20 protein-coding genes and 1 riboswitch are annotated in these 26016 nt (G+C 70.5%); of the genes, 6 read left to right on the top strand and 14 right to left on the bottom strand.

Annotated elements, in window-relative coordinates:
* Positions 1–32 precede the first annotated feature (32 nt).
* From ACWV17_RS20590 to glgX, 4 genes are all read right to left on the bottom strand, one after another.
* The gene (locus ACWV17_RS20590) at positions 33–2309 is read right to left on the bottom strand and encodes a M4 family metallopeptidase (protein WP_455360904.1); all 2277 of its coding nucleotides are present in this window, start codon (positions 2307–2309) and stop codon (positions 33–35) included.
* A 1510-nt stretch (positions 2310–3819) separates the two neighbouring features.
* The gene (locus ACWV17_RS20585) at positions 3820–5694 is read right to left on the bottom strand and encodes an ABC transporter ATP-binding protein (protein WP_455360903.1); all 1875 of its coding nucleotides are present in this window, start codon (positions 5692–5694) and stop codon (positions 3820–3822) included.
* Entirely contained in the window at positions 5691–7532 is a 1842-nt protein-coding gene (locus tag ACWV17_RS20580) for an ABC transporter ATP-binding protein (protein WP_455360902.1), read from the bottom strand. Before ACWV17_RS20580 ends, ACWV17_RS20585 begins: the two co-directional genes overlap by 4 nt.
* An 89-nt stretch (positions 7533–7621) precedes the next feature.
* Entirely contained in the window at positions 7622–9889 is a 2268-nt protein-coding gene (gene glgX, locus ACWV17_RS20575) for a glycogen debranching protein GlgX (RefSeq protein WP_455360901.1), read from the bottom strand.
* Positions 9890–10041: 152 nt separating this feature from the next.
* Here glgX and ACWV17_RS20570 point away from each other — a divergent pair, with 152 nt between their 5' ends.
* The 6 genes from ACWV17_RS20570 to ACWV17_RS20545 all read left to right on the top strand — a co-directional run bounded on the left by ACWV17_RS20570 (position 10042) and on the right by ACWV17_RS20545 (position 16635).
* The gene (locus tag ACWV17_RS20570) at positions 10042–11268 is read left to right on the top strand and encodes an Ig-like domain-containing protein (RefSeq protein WP_455360900.1); all 1227 of its coding nucleotides are present in this window, start codon (positions 10042–10044) and stop codon (positions 11266–11268) included.
* Positions 11269–11441: 173 nt separating this feature from the next.
* The gene (locus tag ACWV17_RS20565) at positions 11442–12692 is read left to right on the top strand and encodes a L,D-transpeptidase (protein WP_455354208.1); all 1251 of its coding nucleotides are present in this window, start codon (positions 11442–11444) and stop codon (positions 12690–12692) included.
* Between the two features lie 84 nt (positions 12693–12776).
* Positions 12777–13544: an enoyl-CoA hydratase/isomerase family protein gene (locus ACWV17_RS20560; RefSeq protein ID WP_455360899.1), complete on the top strand. Its 768-nt coding sequence runs from the start codon at positions 12777–12779 to the stop codon at positions 13542–13544.
* A gap of 251 nt (positions 13545–13795) precedes the next feature.
* Positions 13796–14290 carry an ATP-binding protein gene (locus ACWV17_RS20555; RefSeq protein ID WP_455356833.1) on the top strand — a complete coding sequence of 165 codons (495 nt, stop codon included), beginning with the start codon at positions 13796–13798 and terminating at the stop codon, positions 14288–14290.
* A gap of 315 nt (positions 14291–14605) precedes the next feature.
* Complete coding sequence (locus ACWV17_RS20550; protein ID WP_455360898.1) at positions 14606–15448, top strand: polysaccharide deacetylase family protein; 843 nt, start codon at positions 14606–14608, stop codon at positions 15446–15448.
* The gene (locus tag ACWV17_RS20545; RefSeq protein WP_455360897.1) at positions 15445–16635 is read left to right on the top strand and encodes a YncE family protein; all 1191 of its coding nucleotides are present in this window, start codon (positions 15445–15447) and stop codon (positions 16633–16635) included. Before ACWV17_RS20550 ends, ACWV17_RS20545 begins: the two co-directional genes overlap by 4 nt.
* Positions 16636–16739: 104 nt before the next feature.
* Here ACWV17_RS20545 and ACWV17_RS20540 read toward each other — a convergent pair whose 3' ends face one another.
* The 10 genes from ACWV17_RS20540 to gcvH all read right to left on the bottom strand — a co-directional run bounded on the left by ACWV17_RS20540 (position 16740) and on the right by gcvH (position 25962).
* Positions 16740–17945, bottom strand: coding sequence for a cytochrome P450 (locus tag ACWV17_RS20540; RefSeq protein ID WP_455360896.1), 1206 nt, complete (start codon positions 17943–17945; stop codon positions 16740–16742).
* Positions 17926–18651: a tRNA-dependent cyclodipeptide synthase gene (locus tag ACWV17_RS20535; RefSeq protein ID WP_455360895.1), complete on the bottom strand. Its 726-nt coding sequence runs from the start codon at positions 18649–18651 to the stop codon at positions 17926–17928. The genes ACWV17_RS20540 and ACWV17_RS20535 overlap by 20 nt, the downstream gene beginning before the upstream one ends.
* A gap of 176 nt (positions 18652–18827) precedes the next feature.
* On the bottom strand, positions 18828–19406 hold the full coding sequence (locus ACWV17_RS20530) for a PadR family transcriptional regulator (protein WP_455360894.1): 579 nt from the start codon (positions 19404–19406) through the stop codon (positions 18828–18830).
* A gap of 87 nt (positions 19407–19493) precedes the next feature.
* Positions 19494–20363: an energy-coupling factor ABC transporter ATP-binding protein gene (locus tag ACWV17_RS20525; RefSeq protein ID WP_455360936.1), complete on the bottom strand. Its 870-nt coding sequence runs from the start codon at positions 20361–20363 to the stop codon at positions 19494–19496.
* 5 nt (positions 20364–20368) lie between these two features.
* The gene (cbiQ, locus tag ACWV17_RS20520; protein ID WP_455360893.1) at positions 20369–21118 is read right to left on the bottom strand and encodes a cobalt ECF transporter T component CbiQ; all 750 of its coding nucleotides are present in this window, start codon (positions 21116–21118) and stop codon (positions 20369–20371) included.
* Between the two features lie 7 nt (positions 21119–21125).
* Positions 21126–21512, bottom strand: coding sequence for an energy-coupling factor ABC transporter substrate-binding protein (locus ACWV17_RS20515; protein ID WP_455360892.1), 387 nt, complete (start codon positions 21510–21512; stop codon positions 21126–21128).
* On the bottom strand, positions 21512–22225 hold the full coding sequence (locus tag ACWV17_RS20510; protein WP_455360891.1) for an energy-coupling factor ABC transporter permease: 714 nt from the start codon (positions 22223–22225) through the stop codon (positions 21512–21514). The genes ACWV17_RS20515 and ACWV17_RS20510 overlap by 1 nt, the downstream gene beginning before the upstream one ends.
* 30 nt (positions 22226–22255) lie before the next feature.
* Positions 22256–22475: riboswitch (cobalamin riboswitch) on the bottom strand.
* Between the two features lie 167 nt (positions 22476–22642).
* Positions 22643–24025: an L-serine ammonia-lyase gene (locus tag ACWV17_RS20505; protein WP_455360890.1), complete on the bottom strand. Its 1383-nt coding sequence runs from the start codon at positions 24023–24025 to the stop codon at positions 22643–22645.
* 273 nt (positions 24026–24298) lie between these two features.
* Positions 24299–25567, bottom strand: a complete 1269-nt coding sequence (glyA, locus tag ACWV17_RS20500; RefSeq protein WP_455360889.1) for a serine hydroxymethyltransferase — start codon at positions 25565–25567, stop codon at positions 24299–24301.
* Between the two features lie 17 nt (positions 25568–25584).
* Positions 25585–25962: a glycine cleavage system protein GcvH gene (gene gcvH / locus ACWV17_RS20495; protein WP_455360888.1), complete on the bottom strand. Its 378-nt coding sequence runs from the start codon at positions 25960–25962 to the stop codon at positions 25585–25587.
* Positions 25963–26016 lie beyond the last annotated feature (54 nt).

The raw sequence follows: 26016 nt of genomic DNA, 5'->3' as shown, positions 1-26016 counted from the left end.
TCAGGCAGGTCAGGTGGGTTGGTGGGGTCGGGTCAGAAGGTCAGCTTCCAGCTGTTGATGTAGCCCGTGTCCTGGGCGTACACGTCCTGCACCCGCAGCTTCCAGGCGCCGCTCGCGGCCTCCGAGGAGGCGTTGACGGTGTAGGTCGCGACCACGTTGTCCGCGGAGTCCGAGGAGCTGGAGTTCTTCAGCCGGTAGGCCGTCCCGTCGGGCGCCAGCAGGTCGATGACCAGGTCACCGCGCCAGGTGTGGACGATGTTGACATCGACCTTCAGCGTGCTCGGGGCGTTGCCCGCGCGGCTGACGTTGATCGTCGAGGTGCCGGTGCCCCGGTCGGGGATGGCGACGTCCGTGGTGTTCTCGAAGACGTTGCCGCCACCGACGGGGTTGATGGTCCACGCGAAGGTCGCCGTACCGGTCTTGTTGGCCGAGTCGGTCACCGTGACCGTGGTGTTCGAGGTGCCGGCCGTGGTCGGGGTGCCGGAGATCAGGCCGGTGGAGGCGTTGATCGACAGGCCGGCCGGGAGGCCGGTCGCCGCGTAGCTCAGCGCGCCCGTGTTGGAGCTGCTGGCCTGGATCTGCAGGCTGGCGGCGGTGCCGACGGTGCCCGTCTGGGCGCCCGGGTTCGTGACGCTGACGCCGTCCGCGACCCGGCTGCCGACGTTGATCGCGGCCCACGCGTTGGCGGTGTTGTTGTACGTCGTCGAGCCCATGCCGTACAGGTCGGCGGCGGCCTGGAGGGTGGCCGTACGGGCGGCCGCGTAGTTGGTGTTGGAGGTGAACAGGCCGGTGGTCAGCGCCCGGAACCAGATCTTCTCGGCGGCGGCGCGGCCGATCGGGGTCACCGGGAGGCCGTCGGAGGTCGGGGAGTCGTAGGAGACGCCGTTGACGACCTTGGGGCCGCTGCCCTCGGAGGCCAGGTAGAACCAGTGGTTGGCCGGGCCCGAGGAGTAGTGGACGTCGATCGAGCCGATGCCCGAGTACCAGGCGTCCTTGGACTTGCCGTCGCGGCTGGGCTTGTCCATGTAGCGCAGCGGGGTGCCGTTGCCGTTGATGTCGATCTTCTCGCCGACGAGGTAGTCGCCGACGTCCTGGGAGTTGTTGGCGTTGAACTCCACGGCGGCGGCGAAGATGTCGGAGGTGGCCTCGTTCAGGCCGCCGGACTCACCGCTGTAGACGAGCTTGGCGGTGACCGAGGTCAGACCGTGCGTCATCTCGTGCGCGGCGACGTCGATCGAGGTCAGCGGCTTGGCGTTGCCGGCGCCGTCGCCGTACGTCATGCAGAAGCAGGAGTCCTGCCAGAAGGCGTTGACGTAGTTGTTGCCGTAGTGGACCCGGGTGTAGGGGGCCACGCCGTCGTTGCGCAGGCCGTTGCGGCCGTGCACGTTCTTGTAGTAGTCCCAGGTCAGCGCGGCGCCGTAGTGGGCGTCGGCGCCCGCGGTCTCCAGGTTGGACGGCTGGCCGTTGCCCCAGATGTCGTCCGGGCCGGAGAAGAGCGTTCCGGTGCCGGAGGTGCCGCGGTTGAGGTTGTACGTCCTGTGGTTGCCGCGGCCGGCGTCGGTGAGCGTGTAGTTGCTGCCGGACTGCGAGGTCCCCAGCGTGACCTGGCCGCTGTACTGGGTGTTGCCCGTGCCGTTCGCGACCGCCTGGTACTCGTACAGCTTCGCGCCGGTCTCGGCGTGCGTGATGACGTGCAGTTCGTTGGGCGTGCCGTCGTGCTGGAGGCCGCCGACGACGGTCTCGTACGCGAGGACCGGCGTACCCTGTGCGGCCCAGATGACCTTGCGCGGGGCGCGGGTGGCGTCGGTCGCCCTGGAGCCCTCGGCCTTGGCCGAGGAGAGCGCCTGCTTCTCGGCGGTCGCGGCGGCGACGGCCGGGGAGGTGTCGGCGACCTTGATCTGACGCTGGTTGGCCCTGTTGACGAACTCCGTCCGCCCGGCCTTCGTCTCATGGACGGTCAGGTCACCGCCGAGGACGGGCAGGCCGTCGTACGTGCGCTCGTAGAAGGTGTGCGTCGACCCGTCGACGTCCTGGGTCACCTCGCGGACGACGAGCCGCTCCTTGGCCCCGAGGCCGAGTTCCTTGGCGGTCTGCGCCTTGGTGGCGTTGGCCTCGGCTATGAGGGCCGCCCGCTGGGCGGGGGTGAGCTTGGCGGGCAGGGCGCCGGGGTTGGGCTCGGCGGCGGCCGGTGCGCGGCCCGACGGGTTGTCGGCGGTGGCGGTGCCGGCCTGGATGCCGACGGCGAGCATGGCCGCGGCGGCGACGAGCGCGCCGATGGCGGTGCCGCGCCGATGGGGGGTGGGTCTCAACGCAGACTCCTTCAAAGGGGGGTTCCGGATGGCTGGGTGGGCCTCCGGTCAGATCAGGCAGTGCGGAGAATCGGGAGAAGAGTCCCACCCGTATTGACCTGATGTCAGGAGCGCGTCAAAGGATTGGCCGGAAATCGTCCGTTGTCCGAATAGCCGCGTCCGCTATGCGTACGGGGTGGGCGCGGGGTGGGGGGGTGGGGGGGGGCGGTGCCCGGGGGCGGGAAGTGGGCCAAAACCCGGGGCCGCCCGGTTTGTGAGTATGGCGGGCCGCGTCTGCCTGTAAAGGGCGCTCCTGCGTCGCGTCGCTGCGCGATGGCCTCCGGCCCCCCTTGACAGCCAGCCGCGTCCCGCTGCTTGCGCTTTGTTGTCGGGCGGCCCCGGGAGCGGGGCCCCACCTGAGCCCCGGGAGTGGCGCGCGTTGCACGGTGGCCTCAGCCCGGTGGGTAGGGGCAAGACACGCGGCCACTTCGAGGGCTGCTGGCCCCGGCTTAGCGGCCGACGGCCGTCTGTTGGCCAACGGCAACGCCCAATCCGAGGTGGATTGACATCAAGCGGCCGAGGGGGCCCGCAGGCAGGCCACAAACCCCGTCAAATCGGACAGGATTGAGGCTTGGTGGACCCCTCATGCCGCCTGATGTCGCCACACCTCGGCCAGACCGGCCTGCCGACCGCATAGCGGGGGCCAAGACCCTCCCGGGCCTGCCGCGCGGCAATAACCCACCGGCCTGCGGCAGCTGAGCCGGGCCGGGCCCCGCGAGAAGATGCCGCCCGGCCCACCGGCCTGCGGCAGCTGAGCCGGGCCGGGCCCCGCGAGAAGATGCCGCCCGGCCCACCGGCCTGCGGCAGCTGAGCCGGGCCGGGCCCCGCGAGAAGATGCCGCCCGGCCCACCGGCCTGCGGCCGCTGAGCCGGGCCGGGCCCCGCGAGAAGATGCCGCCCGGCCCACCGGCCTGCGGCCGCTGAGCCGGGGCCGGGCCCATTCCGAGGCGATCGCGCACCACCCACTACCCGGTGGCCGCTGAGCCGGGGCCGGGCCCATGCCGAGGCGATCGCGCACCACCCACCACGCGGTGGCCGCTGAGCCGGGGCCGCGCCCATGCCGAGGCGACCGCGCACCACCCACCACCCGGTGGCCGCTGAGCCGGGGCCGGGCCCATCCCGGAGAGACCGCGTCCCGTAACCGCCCACCGGCCTGCGGCCGGGGGCCGGCCCGGGCCAATCGACCAGCAGTCCCGGGGCCCCGCTCCGGGGGCCGCCCCCTCAACAAGCAGTAGCGGTGGAGGGACGGGGGTCAAGGGTGGGCGCAGCCCATCGCGCAGCGACGCGACCGCAGGGAGCGCCCTTGACGCCCGGCCCGGAGCCGCCATCATCACCAACCGGGCGGCCCCCTCCCCGCGCTGCTCGCTCCCGGGCACGGATGTCACCCACCGGCCCGCGGCCGGCAGCGGACCGGGACCAACCGATAGGCGGCCCCCCACCCGAACCACCCGCTCCTGGATCAGAGGTTCCCCCTACACCACGCTCTCCCGCCACGCCCTGTGCAGCCCCGCGAAGCGGCCCGTACCCCCGATCAGTTCCGCCGGGGTTCCGTCCTCCACGATGCGGCCGCCCTCCATCACCAGGACCCGGTCCGCGATCTCCACCGTCGACAGGCGGTGGGCGATCACCACCGCCGTCCGGCCGCGCAGCACCGTGTGCATCGCGCGCTGCACCGCCTGCTCGCCCGGGATGTCCAGCGAACTCGTCGCCTCGTCCAGGATCAGTACCGCCGGGTCGGCGAGCAGCGCCCTCGCGAACGCCACCAACTGCCGCTGACCGGCCGAGATCCGGCCGCCCCTCTTGCGTACATCCGTGTCGTACGCCTCCGGCAGCGCGCTGATGAAGTCGTGCGCGCCGATCGCCTTCGCCGCCTGCTCGATCTCCTCGGCCGTCGCGTCCGGCCGGCCGATCGCGATGTTCTCGGCGACCGTGCCGGAGAACAGGAACGCCTCCTGCGTCACCATCACCACCCCCCGCCGCAGCTCCGGTACCGCCAGATCCCGCAGGTCCACCCCGTCGAGCAGGACCCTCCCCTCCGTCGGGTCGTAGAACCGCGCCAGCAGCTTCGCGAGCGTCGACTTGCCCGCGCCCGTCGACCCGACCACCGCGACCGTCTGCCCGGCCGGCAGGGTCAGACCGAACCGGGGCAGCACCTCCCCTCCCCGCCGGTACGCGAAGCGCACGTCCTCGAAGACCACCTCACGGCCCGGATGATCCGCACCGTGCGGCGGCAGCTGCTTCGGCGCGGCCGGCTCCGGGACGGTCGGCGTCTGCGCCAGCAGGCCGGCGATCTTCTCCAGCGACGCGCTCGCAGACTGGTACGAGTTGAGGAACATCCCCAGCCGGTCGATGGGGTCGTACAGCCGCCGCAGATAGAGCACCACGGCCGCCAGCACGCCGAGCGCGAGCGTCCCGGACGCGACCCGGTGCGCACCCCACAGCACGATCCCGGCGACCGCCGTGTTCGCGACCAGCCGGGAGCCGACCACATAGCGCGCCATCTCCAGCATGCCGTCGCCGTTGACCCGCTCGTGGTAGCGGTTGAGCGTACGGAACTCCGCGTCGTTCGCCCGCTCGCGGCGAAACGCCCGTACCGGCCGGATGCCGTTCATCGTCTCCGCGAACTTCACGATCACCGAGGCGATCGCAGTCGACCGGCTGCTGAACACCACCCCGACGCGCCGCTGATAGAGCCGCACCAGCAGATACAGCGGCACGAACGACACCACCGCCAGACCCCCCATGCCCAGATCCAGCCACAGCAGCATCGCCGAGATGTAGACGAACGCCAGCACCACCGCGATGAGTTCCTGGAGCCCCTCGCTGAGCAGTTCCCGCAGCGACTCCACATCCGTGGTGGAACGGGAGATCAGCCGGCCCGAGGTGTACCGCTCGTGGAAGTCCACGCTCAGCGCCTGCGCATGGCGGAAGATCCGCCCGCGCAGATCGAGCAGCACATCCTGGTTGACCCGCGCGGAGGTCCGGATGAACGCGTACTGGAACGCCCCAGAGCCGATCGAGCAGACCGCGTACCCCACCGCCACGGCGATGAGCGGCCCGTAGTCGTCGCGCCGCAGGGCCGGTACGCCCCGGTCGATGGCGTACGCGACGAGCAGCGGCCCCGCCTGCGCCGCGGCCTGTTGCAGCAGCAGGAGCAGCGCGGTCAGGCCGACCCGGGCGCGGCGCGGGCGGAGCAGCGAGCGCAGCAGCGCGCCGGTCGCGCCTTTCGGCGCGGGCAGCGCGTCCTGGTCGAACGGATCGCCCGCGGCCCGGCCGGCACCGCCGCCGCCGTGGGCCGGGTCCGGTTCCGCGCCGGCCGGCCGTTCGTCCTCCACCGTGGTGCTCATGCGTCCCCCTCGTCCTCGGCGCCGATGCCGGACCCCAAGCCGGACCCGGCGCCGGACATCAGCCGGGCGTACTCGGCATTGCCGCGCAGCAGTTCGTGGTGCGTGCCGACGGCGGCGATCCGGCCGCCGGAAAGCAGCGCGACGCGGTCGGCGAGCAGTACGGTCGACGGGCGGTGCGCCACGACCAGCGCGGTCGTGTCGGCCAGAACGCGCCGCAGCGCGGCCTCGACCAGCGCCTCGGTATGCACGTCCAGCGCGGAGAGCGGATCGTCCAGTACGAGGAAACGCGGCCGCCCCACGACCGCCCTGGCCAGCGCGAGGCGCTGCCGCTGCCCGCCGGACAGGCTCAGCCCCTGCTCGCCGACCTGGGTGTCGACGCCCTGCGGCAGCCGGTCGACGAATCCGGCCTGCGCGATGTCCAGCGCGCGCCCCAGCTCGGCGCCGTCGGCCCCACCGGAGGCACCGGCACCCATCAGGACGTTCTCCCCGACGCTCGCGGAGAAGAGAGTCGGCTCTTCGAACGCCACCGACACCAGCTCGCGCAGCCGCTCGCGCGGCATCGCCGCGATGTCCGCACCGTCCAGGGTGATCCGGCCCCCGGTCACCTCGTGCAGCCGCGGCACGAGCGCGGTGAGCGTGGTCTTGCCGCTGCCGGTGGCCCCCACGAGGGCCATGGTCTCGCCGGGCCGGATCCGCAGATCGATCCGCGCGAGTACGGGCGGGGAGTCGCCGGGAGCGTCGGGATACCGGAACCGGACCCCGTCGAAGACGAGTCCGTCCTCGGACCGGTGACCACCGGCCCCACCAGCCGCGTTTCCAGACCCCGAGTCCTGTTCCTCCTCCGCTTCCTCCTCCGCGTCCATGACCTCGAAGTACCGCTCCGTCGCCGTCGCCGCCTCCTGCGTCATCGCCAGCAGGAAGCCGATCGACTCCACCGGCCACCGCAGCGCCAGCGCCGTCGACAGGAAGGCCACCAGCGTGCCTGCCGAGAGGGAGCCGTCCGCGACCTGGATCGTGCCCAGGACCAGCGCCGCGCCGATGGCCAGCTCCGGCAGCGTCATGATCAGGCCCCAGATGCCCGCCAGCAGCCGGGCCTTGCCCAGTTCCGTCGCACGCAACCGCTCCGACAGGGCGCGGAAGGCGAGGGCCTGGCTGCGGTGGCGGCCGAAGCCCTTGATGATGCGGATACCGAGCACGCTCTCCTCGACGACGGTCGTCAGATCACCGACCTGGTCCTGCGCCTTCCGCGCGACCAGGAAGTACCGGCTCTCGAAGAGCGACAGGAGAATCACCAGCGGCACGACGGGCGCCAGTGTGACCAGCCCGAGGGTCCAGTCCTGGGTGACCAGGATGCCGAACCCGACCAGGATGGTCACCGCGTTGACCAGCAGGAAGGTCAGCGGGAAGGCGAGGAACATCCGGACCAGCATCAGGTCCGTCGTCCCCCGCGACAGCAACTGCCCCGACGCCCATCGGTCGTGGAAAGCCACCGGCAGCCGCTGCAGATGCCGGTAGAGGTCGGCCCGCATCCCCGCCTCGACGCCCGCCAGCGGCCGTGCGACCAGCCAGCGCCGGAGCCCGAAGAGGGCGGCCTCCGCGATGCCGAGCAGCAGCAGGAAGAGCGCCCCCAGCCACACCCCGCCGGGATCTCCCTCCGCGACCGGGCCGTCCACCATCCACTTGAGGACGAGGGGGATGACCAGGCTCAGGCAGGAGGCGAGGATCGCGGCAAATGCCGCGCTGAAGAGCCGCGTTCGTACCGGTCTCACGTAGGGCCACAGGCGCAGCAGGGAACGTACGGCCGACCGGTCTCTGGGGGCTGAGCGTGTTTCGGGCATCAGGTGCGAGCCTAGAGTTCACCACTGACACAGCCCACCGAATTTCCGCGCCGCAGGCACCACCGGGATCAACACCAGGAGAGACTCCCTCACCCCCTCACCTTCAGCAGCAGCACCGACCGCGCCGGCACCGTCACCGTCTCGCCGCCCCGGTGGACCGTTCCCGGAGCCGTGGACTGGTCCTCCCGTGAGGTGTCGACGACGAGTTCGTACGCCTCCGCCCACGGCGCGCCCGGCAGGACCCAGCTCACCGGCCGGTCCGCCGCGTGCAGGACCGCCAGGAAGCTGTCGTCCGTCACCTGCGCACCCCGCGCGTCCCGGCCCGGGATGTCCCGCCCCGACAGATACAGCCCCAGGGTGGCGGCCGGTGCGTACCAGTCCCGCTCCGTCATCTCCGTGCCCCCCGGCGTGAACCACGCCAGATCGCGCAGCCCGTCCGCGCCCTGCTGCCGGCCCGAGAAGAACGCGCGTCTGCGCAGCACCGGATGGGCGTGGCGCAGCCCGATCAGCCGGGACGTCAGCTCGAACAGGGGCCGCCAGTCCGGGTCGTCGAGCAGGGTCCAGTCCAGCCAGCTGGTCGCGTTGTCCTGGCAGTACGCGTTGTTGTTGCCGCCCTGCGTACGGCCCAGCTCGTCGCCCGCGACCAGCATCGGCACACCCGTCGACAGCAGCAGCGTCGTCAGCAGGTTGCGCAGCTGGCGGCGGCGCAGCGCGCCGATCCGGGCGTCGTCCGTCTCGCCCTCCGCGCCGCAGTTCCAGGACCGGTTGTCGTTCGTGCCGTCCCGGTTGCCCTCCCCGTTGGCCTCGTTGTGCTTGCGCTCGTACGAGACCAGGTCGCGCAGCGTGAACCCGTCGTGCGCGGTGATGAAGTTGACGGAGGCGTACGGCCGACGGCCGCCCCACGCGTACAGGTCGCTCGACCCGGACAGCCGGTACCCCAGGTCCCGTACGTCCGGCAGCGCGCCCCGCCAGAAGTCCCGTACGGCGTCGCGGTAGCGGTCGTTCCACTCGGTCCACAGCGGTGGGAAGGCGCCGACCTGGTAGCCGCCCGACCCGACGTCCCACGGCTCGGCGATCAGCTTGACCCGTCGCAGCACCGGGTCCTGGGCGATCACGGCCAGGAACGGGGAGAGCATGTCGACGTCGTGCATGGAGCGGGCCAGCGCGGCGGCGAGGTCGAAGCGGAAGCCGTCGACGCCCATCTCGGTGACCCAGTACCGCAGCGAGTCCGTGATCAGGCGCAGCACGTTCGGCTGGACGACGTGCAGGGTGTTCCCGCACCCCGTGTAGTCGGCGTAGCGCCGGGCATCGGACTGCAGGCGGTAGTAGCCCCGGTTGTCGATGCCGCGCAGCGACAGCATGGGCCCCAGCTCACCCGCCTCGGCCGTGTGGTTGTAGACGACGTCGAGGATGACCTCGATGCCGGCCGCGTGCAGCGCGCGCACCATCCGCTTGAACTCGCCGACCTGCTGGCCCGCCGTGCCCGACGCGGAGTACCCCGCGTGCGGCGCGAAGTAGCCGATGGAGTTGTAGCCCCAGTAGTTGCGCAGGTCCCGGCGCAGCAGATGGTCCTCGTGCGCGAACTGGTGCACCGGCAACAGCTCGACCGCCGTCACCCCGAGCCGGACGAGATGGTCGATCGCCGCCGGATGCGCCAGACCGGCGTACGTCCCGCGCAGCTCCTCGGGGATGCCGGGGTGGAGCTTGGTGAAGCCGCGCACGTGCAGCTCGTAGATGACCGAATCGGCCCACGGCGTCTTGGGGCGGCGGTCGTCCATCCACTCGTCGTCGGCGGCGTCGTCGTGGACGACCACGCCCTTGGGCACGAACGGCGCCGAGTCCCGGTCGTCGCGCACGGTGTCGGCGACATGCTGCTGCGGCCAGTCCCGGACATGCCCGTACACCTCGGCGGGCAGCACGAAGTCTCCGTCGACCGCCCGTGCGTACGGGTCGAGCAGCAGCTTCGCCGGGTTCCAGCGGGCCCCCGTCCACGGGTCCCAGCGCCCGTGCACCCGGAAGCCGTACCGCTGGCCGGGCTGTACGCCAGGGATGAAGCCGTGCCAGATCTCGTGCGTCAGTTCGGTCAGCGGGCACCGTGTCTCGGCGCCCCGGTCGTCGAAGAGGCACACCTCCACGGCCTCCGCGCCGCCCGCCCAGAGTGCGAAGTTGGTGCCGGCCACCCCGTCCGGGCCGACCCGGAACCGGGCGCCCAGCGGGGTCGGCGCCCCCGGCCACACGGGTGCCCGGGGCGTGCCCGGCGACCTGCGGTGACCGTTGGTCCCGGCCGGTGCGTGCCGTTCCCCGTTCAGGGCGGACTGCCCGCCCCGTACTGCCTCCTGCTCGGCTGCGCTCGACACCTGCCGGCCTCCCGCGGCTCGTCGGGACCGCCGATTCGGGGGCGCGCGGCGTCCCGGCCACGGCTCCCCTCGTACGGTCCTCCCACCTGTTCTTCCCTCAACAGCGCCCGCACTCACGTTTCCCCGGGCGGGGCCCGATCGTTGGGACACTCGTGAGAGACGTGACGAGGCGGGCAGGGGCGGGCTTGGCCGCCGTACTGGCATGGGCGGGACTACTGGCGGGGCTGGCGGGATGCACCGGTGGAGTCGAGGTGCAGCTGCCGGGGAAGGCGAGGGCGCCACACGAAGCGATCCGCGTTTCGCCGGCGGACGGCGCGAAGGACATCGGGGCGCAGGGGCCGCTCCTGGTGTCGGTGCCGGACGGGCGGCTGGAGCGGGTCAAGGTGACCAGGATCGAGGACGCACAGGACGAACAGGTCAAGGGCCGGATCTCGGAGGACGGCCTGAGCTGGCGGCCGGACGAGGCGAAGCTGTCGCTGGCCGCCAAGTACGCAGTCGACGCGGTGGCCGTGGACGGCCACGGGCGCCGCCAGGCCCGGCACACGACGTTCACCACGTATGTACCGGAGGAACGCTTCATCGGCTACTTCAAGCCGGAGAATCGATCCACCGTCGGCACCGGGATGATCGTCTCCTTCACCTTCAACCGGGCGATCGAGAACCGGGCCGGCGTCGAGAAGGCCATCCGGGTGACCTCGAAGCCGCCGGTGAAGATCGTGGGCCACTGGTTCGGCAAGGAGCGCCTGGACTTCCGCCCCGCCAAGTACTGGAAGCCGGGCACCGAGGTGACCGTCGACATGCGGCTGCGCGATGTGGAGGCGTCCCCGGGCTCGTACGGCATCCAGCAAAAGACCGTCCGCTTCACCATCGGCCGGCACCAGATCTCCACAGTGGACGTGGAGGCGAAGACCATGGTGGTGCGGCGAGGCGGCGCGGTGCTGTCGACCATCCCGATCACCGCCGGGAAGCCCAAGACGACGACGTACAACGGGAAGATGGTGGTGAGCGAGATGTTCGACGTGACGCGGATGAACGGCGCCACCGTCGGCTTCACGGACAAGAACGGCAAGAGCGAGTACGACGTCTCGGACGTCCCGCACGCGATGCGGCTCACCGCCTCGGGGACCTACCTGCACGGCAACTACTGGGCCAAGCCGGAGTGGTTCGGCTCCGCCAACATCACCCACGGCTGTGTGGGGCTGCGTGATGTGCGGGGCGGCGATCCGGAGTCCCCGGCGGGCTGGTTCTTCGACCGGACCCTGATCGGGGACGTGGTCGAGGTGGTCAAGTCCCATGACAAAACGGTCGCTCCGGACAACGGCCTGGGCGGCTGGAACATGAAGTGGGACCTGTGGAAGGCGGGGTCCGCGATCGGCTGAAATCCCTCTCGCAGCACGGCCCGTGCCCCGGGTGCCCAGTTGGGACTGAACAGTGACATTGCAGGGGAGATCGGGACCCGTCCGGTGTGATTATCTATCGCCATGCGCGCGAGTCCAGCGCGAGGGAGTGCGGGCCATGGCGGGGCCGGGCCGTGCGAGGGGAGAAGACCATCTTGAACGTGGAGCCGATTTCGGGGGCATCGGCCGGAGCACGGCGGAGGCGCGGGGGCGCCGGCCTGCTGGCACCGGTACTGGGGGCGGTGCTCCTCCTGGTGACGGCCTGCGGCGGGGGCGGGGATTCCGGCAGCGGGGGCGGGAGCGACAAGGGGAAGAACGGCTCGGGCAAGGCGGACACCGTGGCCTCGCAGGCCGTGGTGACCATCGCACCCAAGGACGGGGCGAAGGAGGTCGCGACGAGCGGGGCCCTGAAGGTCTCCGCCACGGGCGGCAAGCTGACCACCGTGACCGTCGCCGACACCAAGGGCAACAAGGTCGACGGCAAGATATCCGCCGACGGCGTGAGCTGGGTGCCGGAGCGTCACCTCGGCGCCGCGACCCAGTACAAGGTCCACGCGGTGGCGAAGGACGGCGAAGGGCGTGAGTCCGCGAAGGACGCCACCTTCACCACGCTGACCCCGAAGAACACCTTCATCGGCCACTACACGCCGGAGAACGGTTCCACCGTCGGCGTCGGTATGCCGGTCTCGATCAGGTTCACCCGGGGCATCACCAACCCGGAGGCCGTGGAGAAGGCCGTCACGGTGACGGCCGAGCCGTCCGTGCCCGTCGAGGGCCACTGGTTCGGCAACGACCGGCTCGACTTCCGTCCCGAGCAGTACTGGGCCGCGGGCACCAAGGTCACCGTGAAGCTCAACCTCGACGGCGTCGAGGGCCGGCCCGGGGTGTACGGCAAGCAGACCCGCACCGTGAAGTTCACGATCGGCCGTTCGCAGGTCTCGACCGTGGACGCCAAGTCCAAGCAGATGCAGGTCGTGCGGGACGGCAAGGTCCTCAAGAACATCCCGATCACCGCGGGCGCGCCGTCGACCACCACGTACAACGGTCAGATGGTCATCAGTGAGAAGTACGAGGTGACCCGGATGAACGGCGCCACCGTGGGCTTCGGCGGCGAGTACGACATCAAGGACGTGCCGCACGCGATGCGCCTGTCCACCTCCGGCACCTTCGTCCACGGCAACTACTGGGCGTCCTCGGGGACCTTCGGCTCGGCGAACGTCAGCCACGGCTGTGTGGGCCTGCGTGACGTGCGGGGCGGCTGGGACGGGAAGGCTCCGGCGGCCTGGTTCTACGACAACTCGCTCATCGGCGACGTGGTCGTGGTGAAGAACTCCAAGGACAAGCAGATCGCCCCGGACAACGGCCTCAACGGCTGGAACATGTCCTGGGCGGAGTGGACCAAGTAACTCGTCCGGTTGGACGTGGGACGGCCCGGTGCTGTGACACAGAGCACCGGGCCATCCTGCGTTAACCGGCACTAACCTGCTCCCATGACCGTGAATCTCGAAGTCTCCGAAGGCGTCGGCACCATCCGCCTGGACCGCCCTCCGATGAACGCGCTGGACATCGCCACCCAGGACCGGCTCAAGGAGCTTGCCGAGGAGGCGGCCCGGCGCGACGACGTCCGCGCCGTGATCCTGTACGGCGGCGAGAAGGTGTTCGCGGCCGGTGCGGACATCAAGGAGATGCAGGCCATGGACCATACGGCGATGGTCGTACGGTCCCGGCCCCTGCAGGACTCCTTCACCGCCGTGGCCCGTATCCCCAAGCCCGTCGTCGCCGCGATCACCGGTTACGCCCTCGGTGGCGGTTGCGAGTTGGCCCTGTGCGCCGACTTCCGGATCGCCGCGGACAACGCCAAGCTCGGCCAGCCCGAGATCCTGCTCGGCCTGATTCCGGGCGCCGGCGGCACCCAGCGGCTCTCCCGCCTGGTCGGCCCGTCCAAGGCCAAGGACCTCATCTTCACCGGCCGCATGGTGAAGGCGGACGAGGCGCTCACCCTCGGGCTGGTGGACCGTGTCGTGCCCGCCGCCGAGGTGTACGAGCAGGCGCACGCCTGGGCCGCGAAGCTGGCTCAGGGCCCGGCGCTCGCGCTGCGCGCCGCCAAGGAAACGGTCGACGCGGGCCTGGAGACGGACATCGAGACCGGCCTCGCCCTCGAACGCAACTGGTTCGCGGGTCTGTTCGCCACCGAGGACCGCGAGCGGGGTATGCGCAGCTTCGTCGAGGAGGGGCCGGGCAAGGCCAAGTTCCTCTGAGGGCTGTTCGGTTGAGGGGCCTGTCCTTCGTGTGAGTGGATTAGCCAGGCCTTAACAGAACCTTAAAGAGGCCGCCGCCCGGAACTCCTGGTGATGAGTTGTAAGCGGGACGTCATGGCAGCTCAGCGGGTCATGCGGAGGTATCTCCTGCCTCTGACATATGCCAAACGACCTCCCCGGAACCGGTGCTTCCGGCGGCGGATTCCTCCAGAACGGCTCCGTGGCGCGCCCCGGGCGGCCATGATGGGGGCATGGCGGGCCTGGAGGGTGTAGAGCAACCGCGGCAGCGCAGCAGCGTTCTGGCCGCACGGCCGGCGCCGGCCGTCGAGGACGAACAGGCGCTCAAAGCGCTGGAGTTGTTCGGGAATCCGGCGGAGGCGGAGGTTCCGCTGCCCTCCCGCCCCGAATCGGCGGGCACGGCCCGGCGGCTCACCCAGAGTGTGGTGCTGCGCCAGTGGGGACTCTCCGCGCAGACCTCGGAGTACGCGGTGCTGCTCGTCTCGGAGCTGGTGGGCAATGCCGTACGGCACACGGGCGCCCGGGTGTTCGGGCTGCGCATGCTGCGCCGCAGGGGCTGGATCAGGATCGAGGTACGCGACCCGTCGCGCGGACTGCCCTGTCTGATGCCCGTTCACGAGCTCGACACCAGTGGCCGCGGCCTCTTCCTGGTCGACAAACTCTCGGACCGCTGGGGTGTGGATCTGCTGCCACGCGGCAAGACGACGTGGTTCGAGATGCGCGTCTGACGACACCCGTCCCGACAAGCAGAGCGCCGTGGATCCGAAGGGGTGTGATCCACGGCGACTGTGAACGACCTGGCCCGGGTCAATGGGGGTCGCGTCCTCGACTATGGCAGACGGGGAGCCGTGATGCCAAAAGGCCGCGCGCAATGAATCTAAGGTAAGTCGGCGTACTCACCTCGCAAGTATTGATCAGCCATGCGCCCATGCGAGTGATTCCTTGATCAGTTCGGCCCGGCGGCGCATGGACCACGCGACCCGCGATCATGTGAAATTGGGTCAATCGTTATTTTTTGGGCATGGCGCCCCTTAAATGGTCGAATGCTCTGCTTCCCCGGGGGTCACCCCCCGACTCCCCGAGCGACCGGCCGTCGCGGCGTACTGCGCGCCGGCGCCGCGGCCCTCGTCGCGGGGGCCTTCGCCGCCGGCTGTACGGCAGGCAGAGCCGCTCCGCCCGGTGGTCCTGCCGCCCCCGCCGGCCCCTCGCCGCGCGCCACCCCCACTGCCCCGGCGAAGCCGCCCGGCCGCGGGCCCGCACCCGGCCCCCGCTCCTGTGCCGGGCAACCGGTCCAGATCGCGCACGGCCCCCGCGAGCATCCGCGTGTCGCACTCACCTTCCACGGCGGCGGCGACCCGGCCACCGCCCGGGCCGTCCTCGCCGAGGCCGAGCGGGCCGGCGCCCGGGTGACCGTACTCGCCGTCGGCAGCTGGCTCGACGCGCACCCGGAGCTGGCCCGCCGGATTCTCGACGGCGGCCATGAACTCGGCAACCACACCCAGCGCCATCAGACCCTCGCGGAGATGACCGAGACGCAGGCTTACGCCGAGATCACCGACTGCGCCCAGCGGCTGCGCAGGCTCACCGGTTCCATCGGCACATGGTTCCGGCCCTCGCGCGCCCGGTACGCGACCCCCCTCGTCCAGCGGCTGGCCCGCCGGGCCGGCTACCCGCACGTCCTCTCGTACGACGTCGACTCCCTCGACTTCACCTCGCCCGGCGCCGCGGCCGTCATCCGTAACGTCACCGGGCCGATCCGCAACGGATCAGTGGTGAGCCTGCATTTCGGCTACGCGGACACGGTCGCCGCCATGCCCGACCTCCTCGATCAACTCGCCCGCCGCGAACTGCGCGCGGTGACCACCACGGAGCTGCTGACCCCATGACCCCCACGCCGTCCCTCACCACCAAAGCCGCCGCACTGCTCGCCGGTGCCGTCCTCGCCGCGCTGGCCGGCTGCGGGACGTCCGCAGACAAGAGCGGGAAGGAAGCACCCGGCACCAACGGCGCTCCACTGCCCCACGGGAAGCAGACCGCGCCCGCGGGCCTTCCCGGTATGCCGCCGGTGCTCGATCCCGAGGACGTCTACGCCGCCGACCGGCCGGGCATGCTGTCGCCGGTCGTCAAGGACTTCCCGTCCCGGGTGTACGTGCCGAACACCAACTCCAACACCGTCTCCGTCATCGACCCCGCCACCTACCAGGTGATCGAGACCATCCCGGTCGGCGTCCAGCCCCAGCACGTCGTGCCGTCCTGGGACCTGAAGACCCTCTGGGTCAACAACAACCGCGGCCACACCCTCACGCCGATCGACCCGGCGACCGGCAGGGCGGGCAAGCCCGTGGAGGTGCACGACCCGTACAACCTCTACTTCACGCCCAACGGCAAGTACGCCGTCGTGATGGCCTCCCTGGACAAGGAACTCGTCTTCCGCGATCCGCACACGATGAACCGGGTCAAGACCCTCCCCGTCTCCTGCTTCGGTGTGAACCACGCGGACTTCTCGATGGACGGCCGGTACTTCATCGTCTCCTGCGAGTTCTCCGGCGAGCTGCTCAAGGTCGACACCGAGAAGATGGAGGTCATCGCGCAGCAGAAGCTGCCGTTCCAGGGCGCGATGCCCCAGGACGTGAAGATCTCGCCCGACGGCAAGACCTTCTACATCGCCGACATGATCGCGCACGGTGTGTGGGTCCTCGACGGCGAGAAGTTCACCGCGCCGAAGCTGATGCCCACCGGCAAGGGCGCCCACGGCCTGTACGTCAGCCGCGACTCCAAGGAGATGTACATTCCCAACCGCGGCGAAGGCACCATCTCGGTCTTCGACTTCGCCCAGAACAAGCTCACCAAGAAGTGGCTGCTGCCCGAGGGCGGCAGCCCCGACATGGGCGGCGTCTCGGCGGACGGCAAGGTGCTGTGGCTGTCGGGCCGGTACGACGCCGAGGTGTACGCCATCGACACGGCCACCGGGAAGCAGCTCGCCCGGATCCCGGTGGGCAGCGGCCCGCACGGCCTCGCGGTGTACCCGCAGCCCGGCCGGTACTCGCTCGGGCACACCGGCGTCTTCCGCTGACCGCTGCCGCTGGGCCAGGACCTCACCGCGATCTCCTCGCCTACGACAGCGCCCCGGGAGCCGGTGCGGGCTCCCGGGGGCGCTCCCTGGTCAGGGGCGCGGCCTCACCACGCGACCGGCAGCCGCTCCGGCAGCCGCTTGATGAATCCGGTACGCCACACCAGCTGCTCGGCGGGGACGGCCAGACGCATGTCCGGCAACCGCTCGACCAGGGCGGTCAGCGCGATCTCCGCGTGGGCGCGGCCGAGCGCCGACGCCGGGCAGAAGTGGCGGCCGGCACCGAACGACAGGTGCGGGTTGGACGTCCGGTCCAGGTCCAGCCGCTCGGGGTCGGTGAACACCGCCGGGTCGAAGTTCGCCCCCTCGACCAGCACCAGCACCAACTCGCCCTTCTTCACTAGGACGTCGCCGACCTGGATGTCGTCCATGGCCAGCCGCGGCAGCCCGTCACCGATGGACAGGTTCCAGCGGAGCAGCTCGTCGACGGCCCGTCCGATGCGCTCGGGGTGCGTGCGCAGGTACCCGATCAGCTCGGGCCGCTGGAGCAGGGCGAGGACGGCCAGTACCAGGAACGCGGAGGTGGACACCGCGCCCGCGCCGAACAGCGACACCGCGACCGTGGCGAGCATCTCGTCGGTCAGGTGCGCCGACTCCGGGTCCTCCCGCAGCGCGGCCAGCTTGCCCAGCAGGCCCGAACGCCGGCCTTCCGGAGCGTTGAGCTGCTCCACCATGTAGCCGAGGTCCTTGTACCAGTTCAGTGCCGAGCCGTCGAAGGTCTCGGCACTGGTCATGAAGGCGATGTCCAGCCCCGACATCAGCCGGCGCCAGTCCGCGAACGGCACTCCGATGACCTTGCAGTGCAGCGCCGCCGAGAAGGGGTCGGCGAACCCCGCCCGGAGGTCGGCCGGCGGGCCCTCGGCGAGGAGGCCGTCGATCAGCTCGTCGGCCGCCCCCCGGAGCCACTCCTGCAGTCCGTCGGCGCGCGGGTTCAGTGCCTTCATCACCGCGCTGCGCAGGCCCGCGCTGTTGATGTTGCCCATGTTGTTGACGACCTCGGGCGGGATCGTCAGGGCGTACTGCCTCGGCACCCCGGCGTTCGCCGTGTCCTTGAGGCTGAACCGCTCGTCCTCCAGGACCTGTTTGGCCAGTGCGTAACTGCTCACCAGCCAGGCGCTGTCGCCGGTGAGGGTACGGACCCGGGTCACCGGCCGCTTCACGCGCAGCCAGGTGCACTCCTCCGGGAGGACGTCGCCGCGGCGGGACAGCGGAAAGTCGAGGAGGTCTCCGTGTTCAGGCTGCGCGTCGGACATCGACATCATTCCTTCCGGTTTCTCCGGGACGCACCACGGCATAGGCCTGGTTGCGCGTCGCACGGAGGCCGCCACCGCGCCCGTAGAGCACGTCGGTCAGCGGCATTCGTACGTGGTAACAGGACACCGAGGACGGCACGTCCAGAATGCTCGGGGTGTCCAGGAAGAACGGAAGCTCCGCCGCCATGTAGTCGAAACAGACCTGCCGCTGTTCCTCGGTGATGGACTGTCCGTCGTCGAGTTTGGTGCCGAGGAAGAACTCGGCCATCTCCTCGCAGCCCTTCCGGAATTCATCGTCCGTTTCGATGAAATGGCGGACGCGTCGGTGGAGGAGTTGATAGACGCGGTTTCCGGAGAACTCCGAAAGCGCCCTCACCCGGGTGTCCCCGAGTGGGGGGCCGGCCTCCTCTACGCCCCGCAGCATCCGTCGGCGTACGGCCTTGATCTCCTTGGCCGCGCGGCGGGCCGCGTGCTCCTGGGTGTAGCCGAAGGAGGCGAACATCCGGTCCACGTGGAGATCGGCATAGACGAAATCGACCTGGGCGAAGCGGGAGTTCGCCCAGCGGGCGAGAGAGGTGATGCGCTCCGCGCTGAAGTAACTGTTGCCCGGGCTTACGCCGATGAGTACGTGGTCGCCCTCGTCCCAGATGCTGCGGCAGGCGGGGGTGAAGGGCAGAACTTCGAATGAGTCAGCTGTGATCGTCACTTTTGTGATCGCCCTTGAGGCCGCTTGTCCCTGGGAGCCCTGCGCTCCTGGTGTGGCGGCAACGGCATGAAGTTATCGGTCGTCGGCGGAGCGTGACAAGAGCGTCATGAGATTGGCTGGAATTGAGCTTGTGGGCGATTCTGTGTCACTTCCGCATTACGGAACGGTAATTGAATTCATGCCTTTGTGCCGCCCGGGATGTCGCCGCTCTCGCGCGCCGCCGCCATGTCCGTCAGCTCGGCGAGCGCCTCCTCCAGCCACTCCAGCCAGAACTTCTCCAGCGCGACCCCGCCGTGCAGCACCAGACGGCGCAACCGGTCCTCGTCCGCGTTCCGGCCCGGCGGGAAGTCGCGCTCCTCGATGGCCGCGTACGTCGCCGACTGCCTGCGGTGCAGGGCGAGATGCCGCCGCACCTCGGCCTCCAGCCCGTCGGCCCCGACCACCGCCGCGGCGCGCAGCCGCAGCAGCAGCGGGTCCCGGATGGGCTTCGGGTCCTGGCTCTCGCCGACCCAGCGGGCGAGTTCCGCGCGGCCCGTGGGCAGTACCTCGAACTCCTTCTTCTGCCCGCGTGCGGGCTGCTCGGAGGGGAGGGCCCGGATCAGGCCGGCCTGCTCCAGCTTGCCCAGCTCCCGGTAGATCTGCTGATGCGTGGCCGACCAGAAGTACCCGATGGACCGGTCGAACCTGCGGGTCAGCTCCAGCCCCGACGACGGCTTTTCGAGCAGGGCGGTGAGGATCGCGTGCGGGAGTGACATGGAGGCATCTTAGGTACCGCGCGCTCAGGGCCGGTCCGGCGGATCAGGGCCCGACAGGCCCCGGCAGGTCCGGCGGGTGCGGGCCGATCAGGTCCCCCGTACCGCCGTCGCCCAGCCACCGAGCTCCTCCGGGGTGCGCGGCCCGGCGTCCGTCCCGCCGAGCAGTCCGTGCGCCCGCAGCACCTCCGCGGCCGCCATACCCCACGGCCGGCGCAGCCGGGCGGCGTCCAGCAGCCCCTGGTCGGCGAGCACTTCGGCGACGGGCCCGGTGTGCAGCCCGTCCGGGGCCAGCACCGCCGCGTCGTCCGCCCAGCGCAGCGCGAGGTCCACGTCGTGCGTCGCCATGACGACGGTGGTGCCGAGTTCGCGCAGCCGCTCCAGCACCTCCAGCAGCCGTTCCTGGCCGTGCGGGTCCAGACCGGCCGTGGGCTCGTCGAGGATCAGCACCCGCGGCCGCATCGCCACGGCGCCCGCGATCGCCGCCCGCTTGCGCTGCCCGTACGACAGCAGGTGCGTCGGCCGGTCCCGCAGGGCCACGATGTCCAGGGCCTCCAGCGCCTCCGCCACCCGGTCGCGTACCTCGGCCTCCGGCAGGCCAAGGTTCATCGGACCGAACGAGACGTCCTGGCCGACCGAGGCGGCGAACAGCTGGTCGTCCGGGTCCTGCACCACCAGCTGAACGGTCGTCCGCAGCCGGGTCAGTCCGGCCCGGTCGTACGCCACGGGCGCACCCTCCAGCCGCAGTTCGCCCGACGCGCAGTGCAGTCCGCCGCTCAGCAGCCGCAGCAGCGTGGTCTTGCCACTGCCGTTGCGGCCGAGCAGGGCCAGCGAACGGCCCTCGCGGATCCCGAAGTCGACGCCGCTCAGTACGGCCGGGCCGTCCTGGTAGGCATAACCAGCCGCGAGGAGCTCCACGACGGGCGCCCCCACGGCGGGCCGTGCGGACGCTGTGGTCACTCTGGTCACAGGGAGAGCCTTTCGAGTACGAGCGTGAGGGCGGTGACCCCCGCCAGCAGCGCGCCGCTCGCGGCCAGGAACCGCCAGGAGAGCACCGCCGGCGGGACCAGGACGCGCAGGGTGCCGTCGTAGCCGCGGCCCGCCAGCCCCGACTGAAGGCGCTCCGCCCGGTCGAAGGCCCGGACGAAAGCCGTCGCGCCCAAGCCGGCGAGCGAACGCCAGGTGGCCGCCCTGGTGGTGTGGCCCAGCCGGGCGGCCTGCGCCTGGCGTATCCGGGTGATGGCGTCCAGGAGCAGAAAACTGATCCGGTACATCACCAGGGCGACGTCCACCACGGGCGCGGGGACGCCCGCGCGTACCAGCCGCGGCAGCACATCGGAGACGGGAGTGGTGAAGGCGAACAGCAGCACGCCGAGCGAGGCCGCCGAGGTCCGCAGCAGCAACTGCCCGGCGTGCGCCGCGCCTTCGGGTGCGAGGGTCACGAGGCCGCCCGTACCGCCGACCTGGAACAGCAGCGGTACCGCGCCGGTGACGCAGAACCCGAGCGGAATGCGGTACGCCCGCCACAGCTGGCGGGGCGCGACCCCGGCCGGGCCGAGCAGCACGGCGAGCGTGGCGGCGCCGACGATCACCGCACCCGGCCAGGGCGGCAGGCAGACCGCCGAAACGGTCAGCCCGAGACCGAGGACGGCCTTTTCCAGCGGATGGCGGCGGCGCCAGCGACTGCTGTGCGCCGCCGCGTCGATCGGCAGCATCCGCCGGTTACGACGTCGGGCCGGCGGGCCGGCGGGCGGGCTGCTCGCCCGGCTCCCCGGCCGTGGCTGCCGCCGCTCCCGTGGCTGCCGCCGCGCGGGCTTCGCCCTGCTTGCGGCCCTTGCGCAGCCCGAAGTAGTAGGCCAGTACGCCCGCGCCGAGCGCCGCCTGCAAGGAGAACAGCGCCGACTCGATCTCACCGGACGGCGGCTCGTACAGCGGGGTGAACCACGGCTCGTAGTCCGGCTGGATCTCGGTGATGGCGGCCTCCGCCTGCCCGTCGGCTCCGGCGAACGGCTCCTCCTTGCCGTCCCCGAGGCCGAGCGCGAGCGGCAGTACGGCGAGTGCGGCCACGATGAGCAGCAGCAGTGAGTTGATCTTCGCGTTCCGGCTCATCAGGCCACGGCCCCCTTCTTCTGCCCGGGCTTCTTCTGCCCGGGCTGCGCGCCCTGGAGCAGGACCCCGAGCCGTGTCAGCTCGCCCTTGCTCGACTGGATCAGCAGCCGCATGACGAGCACGGTCAGCAGACCCTCGCTGACCGCCAGCGGAATCTGGGTCACGGCGAAGATCCCGCCGAACTTGGCCAGTGCGCCCAGGAGTCCGGTCGCCGGGTCGGGGAAGGCGAGCGCCAGCTGCACGCTGGTGACGCAGTACGTGCTCAGGTCGGCCACGAAGGCACCGAAGAACACGCTGACCATCAGCGGCACGTCGAAGCGCCGCAGCAGCCGGTACACCCCGTAACCCGCCCAGGGCCCCGCGATGGCCATCGAGAAGACGTTGGCCCCCAGCGTGGTGAGTCCGCCGTGGGCCAGCAGCAGGGCCTGGAACAGCAGGGTGATGGTGCCCAGCACCGCCATGATCGGCGGTCTGAACAGGATCGCACCCAGACCGGTTCCGGTGGGGTGGGAGCAACTGCCCGTGACGGAGGGCAGTTTGAGCGCGGACAGAACGAACGTGAAGGCGCCGGAGGCACCGAGCAGCAGGGTGCTCTCGGGGTTGGCCCTGACCTCACGGGTCAGGGCCCTGACTCCGTGGACGACGAACGGAGCTGACGCGGCGCCCCAGGCGGCCGCGTGCAGCGGGGGCAGAAACCCCTCGGCTATATGCATGGTTGGGTAGACCCTCTCCAGCACCTCGTGGATGGACAACGCGCCCTGGCCGGTCTCCTGGCTGACGGGGGGTCCTGGGGTCCACCCCGGACTGGCAATGTGCCGTCCGACTCCGCCTTCCCGGACTCCGCGGTCTCCCGCGGTGGTCCAGTGGCTCCCCGGAGGGTGGAGTCGGACTACCCGATCACAGTGGCGAGGGCCGCACCGGTACCGCACCGGTTTCCCGAACACCAAGGCCCTGTGACCTTAGTGGGCGTGACGACCTGCGACAACCCGCGCACGGGCGCACGACAAGGGCGCGCCTGACGGGGATCGGGTCAAACATTCACGTGTTCACATGTCCAGATGATCATGCGTTCAGGCGTTCACGGGATCACGCGCCGAGGTGTGGCTGACGGGTCCGCTGTCGCGCGTCGCTCAGCATTCGATGACGTTGACGGCGAGGCCGCCGCGGGCGGTCTCCTTGTACTTGACCTTCATGTCCGCGCCGGTCTCCTTCATGGTCTTGATGACCTTGTCGAGGGAGACCTTGTGGCTGCCGTCGCCGCGCATCGCCATCCGCGCCGCGGTGACCGCCTTGACCGCCGCCATGCCGTTGCGTTCGATGCACGGGATCTGCACCAGGCCGCCGACCGGGTCGCAGGTCAGGCCCAGGTTGTGCTCCATGCCGATCTCCGCGGCGTTCTCCACCTGCTCCGGGGTGCCGCCCAGCACCTCCGCCAGCGCGCCGGCCGCCATCGAACAGGCCGAGCCGACCTCACCCTGGCAGCCCACCTCGGCACCCGAGATGGAGGCGTTCTCCTTGAACAGCATGCCGATGGCGCCCGCGGCGAGCAGGAACCGCACCACGCCGTCCTCATCGGCGCCGGGCACGAAGTTCATGTAGTAGTGCAGGACGGCCGGGATGATCCCGGCGGCGCCGTTGGTCGGGGCGGTCACCACCCGGCCGCCGGCCGCGTTCTCCTCGTTCACGGCCATCGCATACAGGGTGATCCACTCCATCGCGAGGGCGGTCGGGTCGCCCTCGGCGCGCAGCTTGCGGGCCGTGGTGGCCGCCCGGCGGCGGACCTTCAGCCCGCCGGGCAGGATGCCCTCGCGGGACATGCCGCGTGCCACGCACGCCTGCATGACCCGCCAGATCTCCAGCAGGCCCTCGCGGATCTCCTCCTCGGTGCGCCAGGACTTCTCGTTCTCCAGCATCAGCGCGGAGATGGACAGACCGGTCTCCGAGGCCAGCCGCAGCAGCTCGTCACCGGTGCGGAAGGGGTACTTCAGCACGGTGTCGTCGAGCTTGATCCGGTCCTCGCCCACCGCGTCCTCGTCGACGACGAAGCCGCCGCCCACCGAGTAGTACGTCTTCTCCAGCAGTGGTGTGCCCGACGCGTCGTACGCGAACAGGGTCATGCCGTTCGCGTGGTACGGGAGGGAGCGGCGGCGGTGCAGGATCAGCTGGTTCGGCTCGTCGAACTCGATCTCGTGCGCCGCGCCGATCTCCGCGCCCAGCAGGCGGAGCCGGCCGGTCTGCCGGATCCGTTCGACCTCGTCGTCCGCCGTCTCGACGTTCACCGTGCGGGGCGAGTGGCCCTCCAGGCCCAGCAGCACCGCCTTCGGGGTGCCGTGACCATGCCCGGTGGCGCCCAGCGAGCCGAACAGCTCCGCCCGCACCGCGGCGGTCTGCGCGAGCAGACCGTCCTTCTTCAGCCGGCCGACGAACATCCGCGCCGCCCGCATCGGACCGACCGTGTGCGACGAAGACGGACCGATACCGATGGAGAAAAGATCGAAGACGGAGATGGCCACGGTGGCGGACTCCCTTGTCTGCTCGTGGTGGGCGGTGCGGGTGCGGGTGCGGTGCGGTAAGGAGTGTTTGTAGAAGACGAGCCTAACGCGAATGGGTGACGGGCATGCCTCGGCCGAGTGTCGGGGAGGTACCGCTGTCCGTCCGGTCATACGAATGGCCCGGCCTGTGGACAACTCAGGCCGGGCCATCGCGTCGCCGCCCTACGGTGAATCCGTCAGATCAACGGGCTCGTGCGGGGCTCATGGCGACGGGGGTCGAGCAATGTCACCGATTCACAGTGACGGGTACAGCGGGTGCTTGGCGGCGAGGGCCGTGACGCGGGCCTTGAGGGAGGTGCTGTCGTATGACGGCTTGAGTGCTTCGGCGATGATGTCGGCGACTTCGGTGAAGTCCTCGGTGCCGAATCCGCGGGTGGCCAGGGCCGGCGTGCCGATCCGCAGGCCGGAGGTGACCATCGGCGGCCGGGGGTCGTTCGGGATGGCGTTGCGGTTGACCGTGATGCCCAGTTCGTGGAGCCGGTCCTCGGCCTGCTGGCCGTCCAGTTCGGAGTTGCGCAGGTCGACGAGCACCAGGTGGACGTCCGTGCCGCCGGTCAGGACGGAGACGCCGTGCTCGGTGACGTCGGGCTGTACCAGGCGCTCGGCGAGGATCCGGGCGCCGTCCAGGGTGCGCTGCTGGCGCTCCTTGAACTCGTCGGACGCGGCGACCTTGAAGGAGACCGCCTTGGCCGCGATGACGTGTTCCAGGGGGCCGCCCTGCTGGCCGGGGAAGACCGCGGAGTTGATCTTCTTGGCCAGTTCCTGGGTGGAGAGGATCACGCCGCCGCGTGGGCCGCCGAGGGTCTTGTGGGTGGTGGTGGTGACCACGTGGGCGTGCGGTACCGGGTTGGGGTGCAGGCCCGCGGCCACCAGGCCGGCGAAGTGGGCCATGTCCACCATCAGGTAGGCGCCGACCTCGTCGGCGATCCGGCGGAAGGCGGCGAAGTCCAGCCGGCGCGGGTAGGCGGACCAGCCGGCGACGATCAGCTTCGGCCGGGATTCCTTGGCCAGCCGTTCGACCTCGGCCATGTCGACCTGTCCGGTGGTCTCCTCGACGTGGTAGGCGACCACGTTGTAGAGCTTGCCGGAGAAGTTGATCTTCATGCCGTGGGTCAGGTGCCCGCCGTGGGCCAGGTTCAGACCCATGATCGTGTCGCCCGGCTTCAGCAGCGCGAACATCGCGGCCGCGTTGGCCTGGGCGCCGGAGTGGGGCTGGACATTGGCGTGCTCGGCGCCGAACAGTGCCTTGATGCGGTCGATCGCGATCTGCTCGACCACGTCGACGTGCTCGCAGCCGCCGTAGTAGCGGCGGCCGGGGTAGCCCTCGGCGTACTTGTTCGTCAGAACGGAGCCCTGGGCCTCCATGACCGCGACCGGAGCGAAGTTCTCCGAAGCGATCATTTCGAGGGTGGACTGCTGACGGTGGAGCTCGGCGTCGACAGCGGCGGCGACGTCCGGGTCCAGCTCATGGAGGGAGGTGTTCAGAAGCGACTTCGAAGACATCACGGTCCCTGGGGGTCTCAGTTGCCGGAGAGGGCGGCGTACTCGTCGGCGGAGAGCAGATCGTCCGGCGCGTCGGAGACGCGCACCTTGAACAGCCATCCCTCCTCGTACGGGGCGGTGTTCACGAGCGACGGGTCGTCAACGACGTTCTGGTTGATCTCGGTGACCTCACCGGAGACGGGGGAGTACAGGTCGCTGACGGACTTGGTCGACTCCAGCTCGCCGCAGGTCTCGCCGGCGGCAACGGTGTCGCCCACCTCAGGCAGCTGGGCGAAGACGACGTCGCCGAGCGCGTTCGCGGCGAACTCCGTGATGCCGACCGTCGACACGCCGTCCTCGACGGCCGACAGCCACTCGTGCTCCTTGCTGTAACGAAGCTGCTGGGGGTTGCTCATGGCCTGATTCTCCTGGATGCGGGGGAGTGATGTTGGACTGATGTCTTGAAGAGT

The sequence above is a fragment of the Streptomyces mabaensis genome (genome assembly GCF_053763515.1).
This window is presented reverse-complemented; position numbering and strand designations above follow the sequence as displayed.

Excerpts from the sequence above, each read along its gene's own strand:
- ACWV17_RS20550 (WP_455360898.1), top strand. The coding sequence starts at position 14,606 with ATGCTCTGCTTCCCCGGGGGTCACCCCCCGACTCCCCGAGCGACCGGC.
- ACWV17_RS20540 (WP_455360896.1), bottom strand. The coding sequence starts at position 17,945 with ATGTCCGACGCGCAGCCTGAACACGGAGACCTCCTCGACTTTCCGCTG.
- cbiQ (WP_455360893.1), bottom strand. The coding sequence starts at position 21,118 with ATGCTGCCGATCGACGCGGCGGCGCACAGCAGTCGCTGGCGCCGCCGC.
- ACWV17_RS20510 (WP_455360891.1), bottom strand. The coding sequence starts at position 22,225 with ATGCATATAGCCGAGGGGTTTCTGCCCCCGCTGCACGCGGCCGCCTGG.
- ACWV17_RS20530 (WP_455360894.1), bottom strand. The coding sequence starts at position 19,406 with ATGTCACTCCCGCACGCGATCCTCACCGCCCTGCTCGAAAAGCCGTCG.
- ACWV17_RS20585 (WP_455360903.1), bottom strand. The coding sequence starts at position 5,694 with ATGAGCACCACGGTGGAGGACGAACGGCCGGCCGGCGCGGAACCGGAC.
- ACWV17_RS20515 (WP_455360892.1), bottom strand. The coding sequence starts at position 21,512 with ATGAGCCGGAACGCGAAGATCAACTCACTGCTGCTGCTCATCGTGGCC.
- glyA (WP_455360889.1), bottom strand. The coding sequence starts at position 25,567 with ATGTCTTCGAAGTCGCTTCTGAACACCTCCCTCCATGAGCTGGACCCG.
- ACWV17_RS20560 (WP_455360899.1), top strand. The coding sequence starts at position 12,777 with ATGACCGTGAATCTCGAAGTCTCCGAAGGCGTCGGCACCATCCGCCTG.
- ACWV17_RS20555 (WP_455356833.1), top strand. The coding sequence starts at position 13,796 with ATGGCGGGCCTGGAGGGTGTAGAGCAACCGCGGCAGCGCAGCAGCGTT.
- ACWV17_RS20580 (WP_455360902.1), bottom strand. The coding sequence starts at position 7,532 with ATGCCCGAAACACGCTCAGCCCCCAGAGACCGGTCGGCCGTACGTTCC.
- gcvH (WP_455360888.1), bottom strand. The coding sequence starts at position 25,962 with ATGAGCAACCCCCAGCAGCTTCGTTACAGCAAGGAGCACGAGTGGCTG.
- ACWV17_RS20545 (WP_455360897.1), top strand. The coding sequence starts at position 15,445 with ATGACCCCCACGCCGTCCCTCACCACCAAAGCCGCCGCACTGCTCGCC.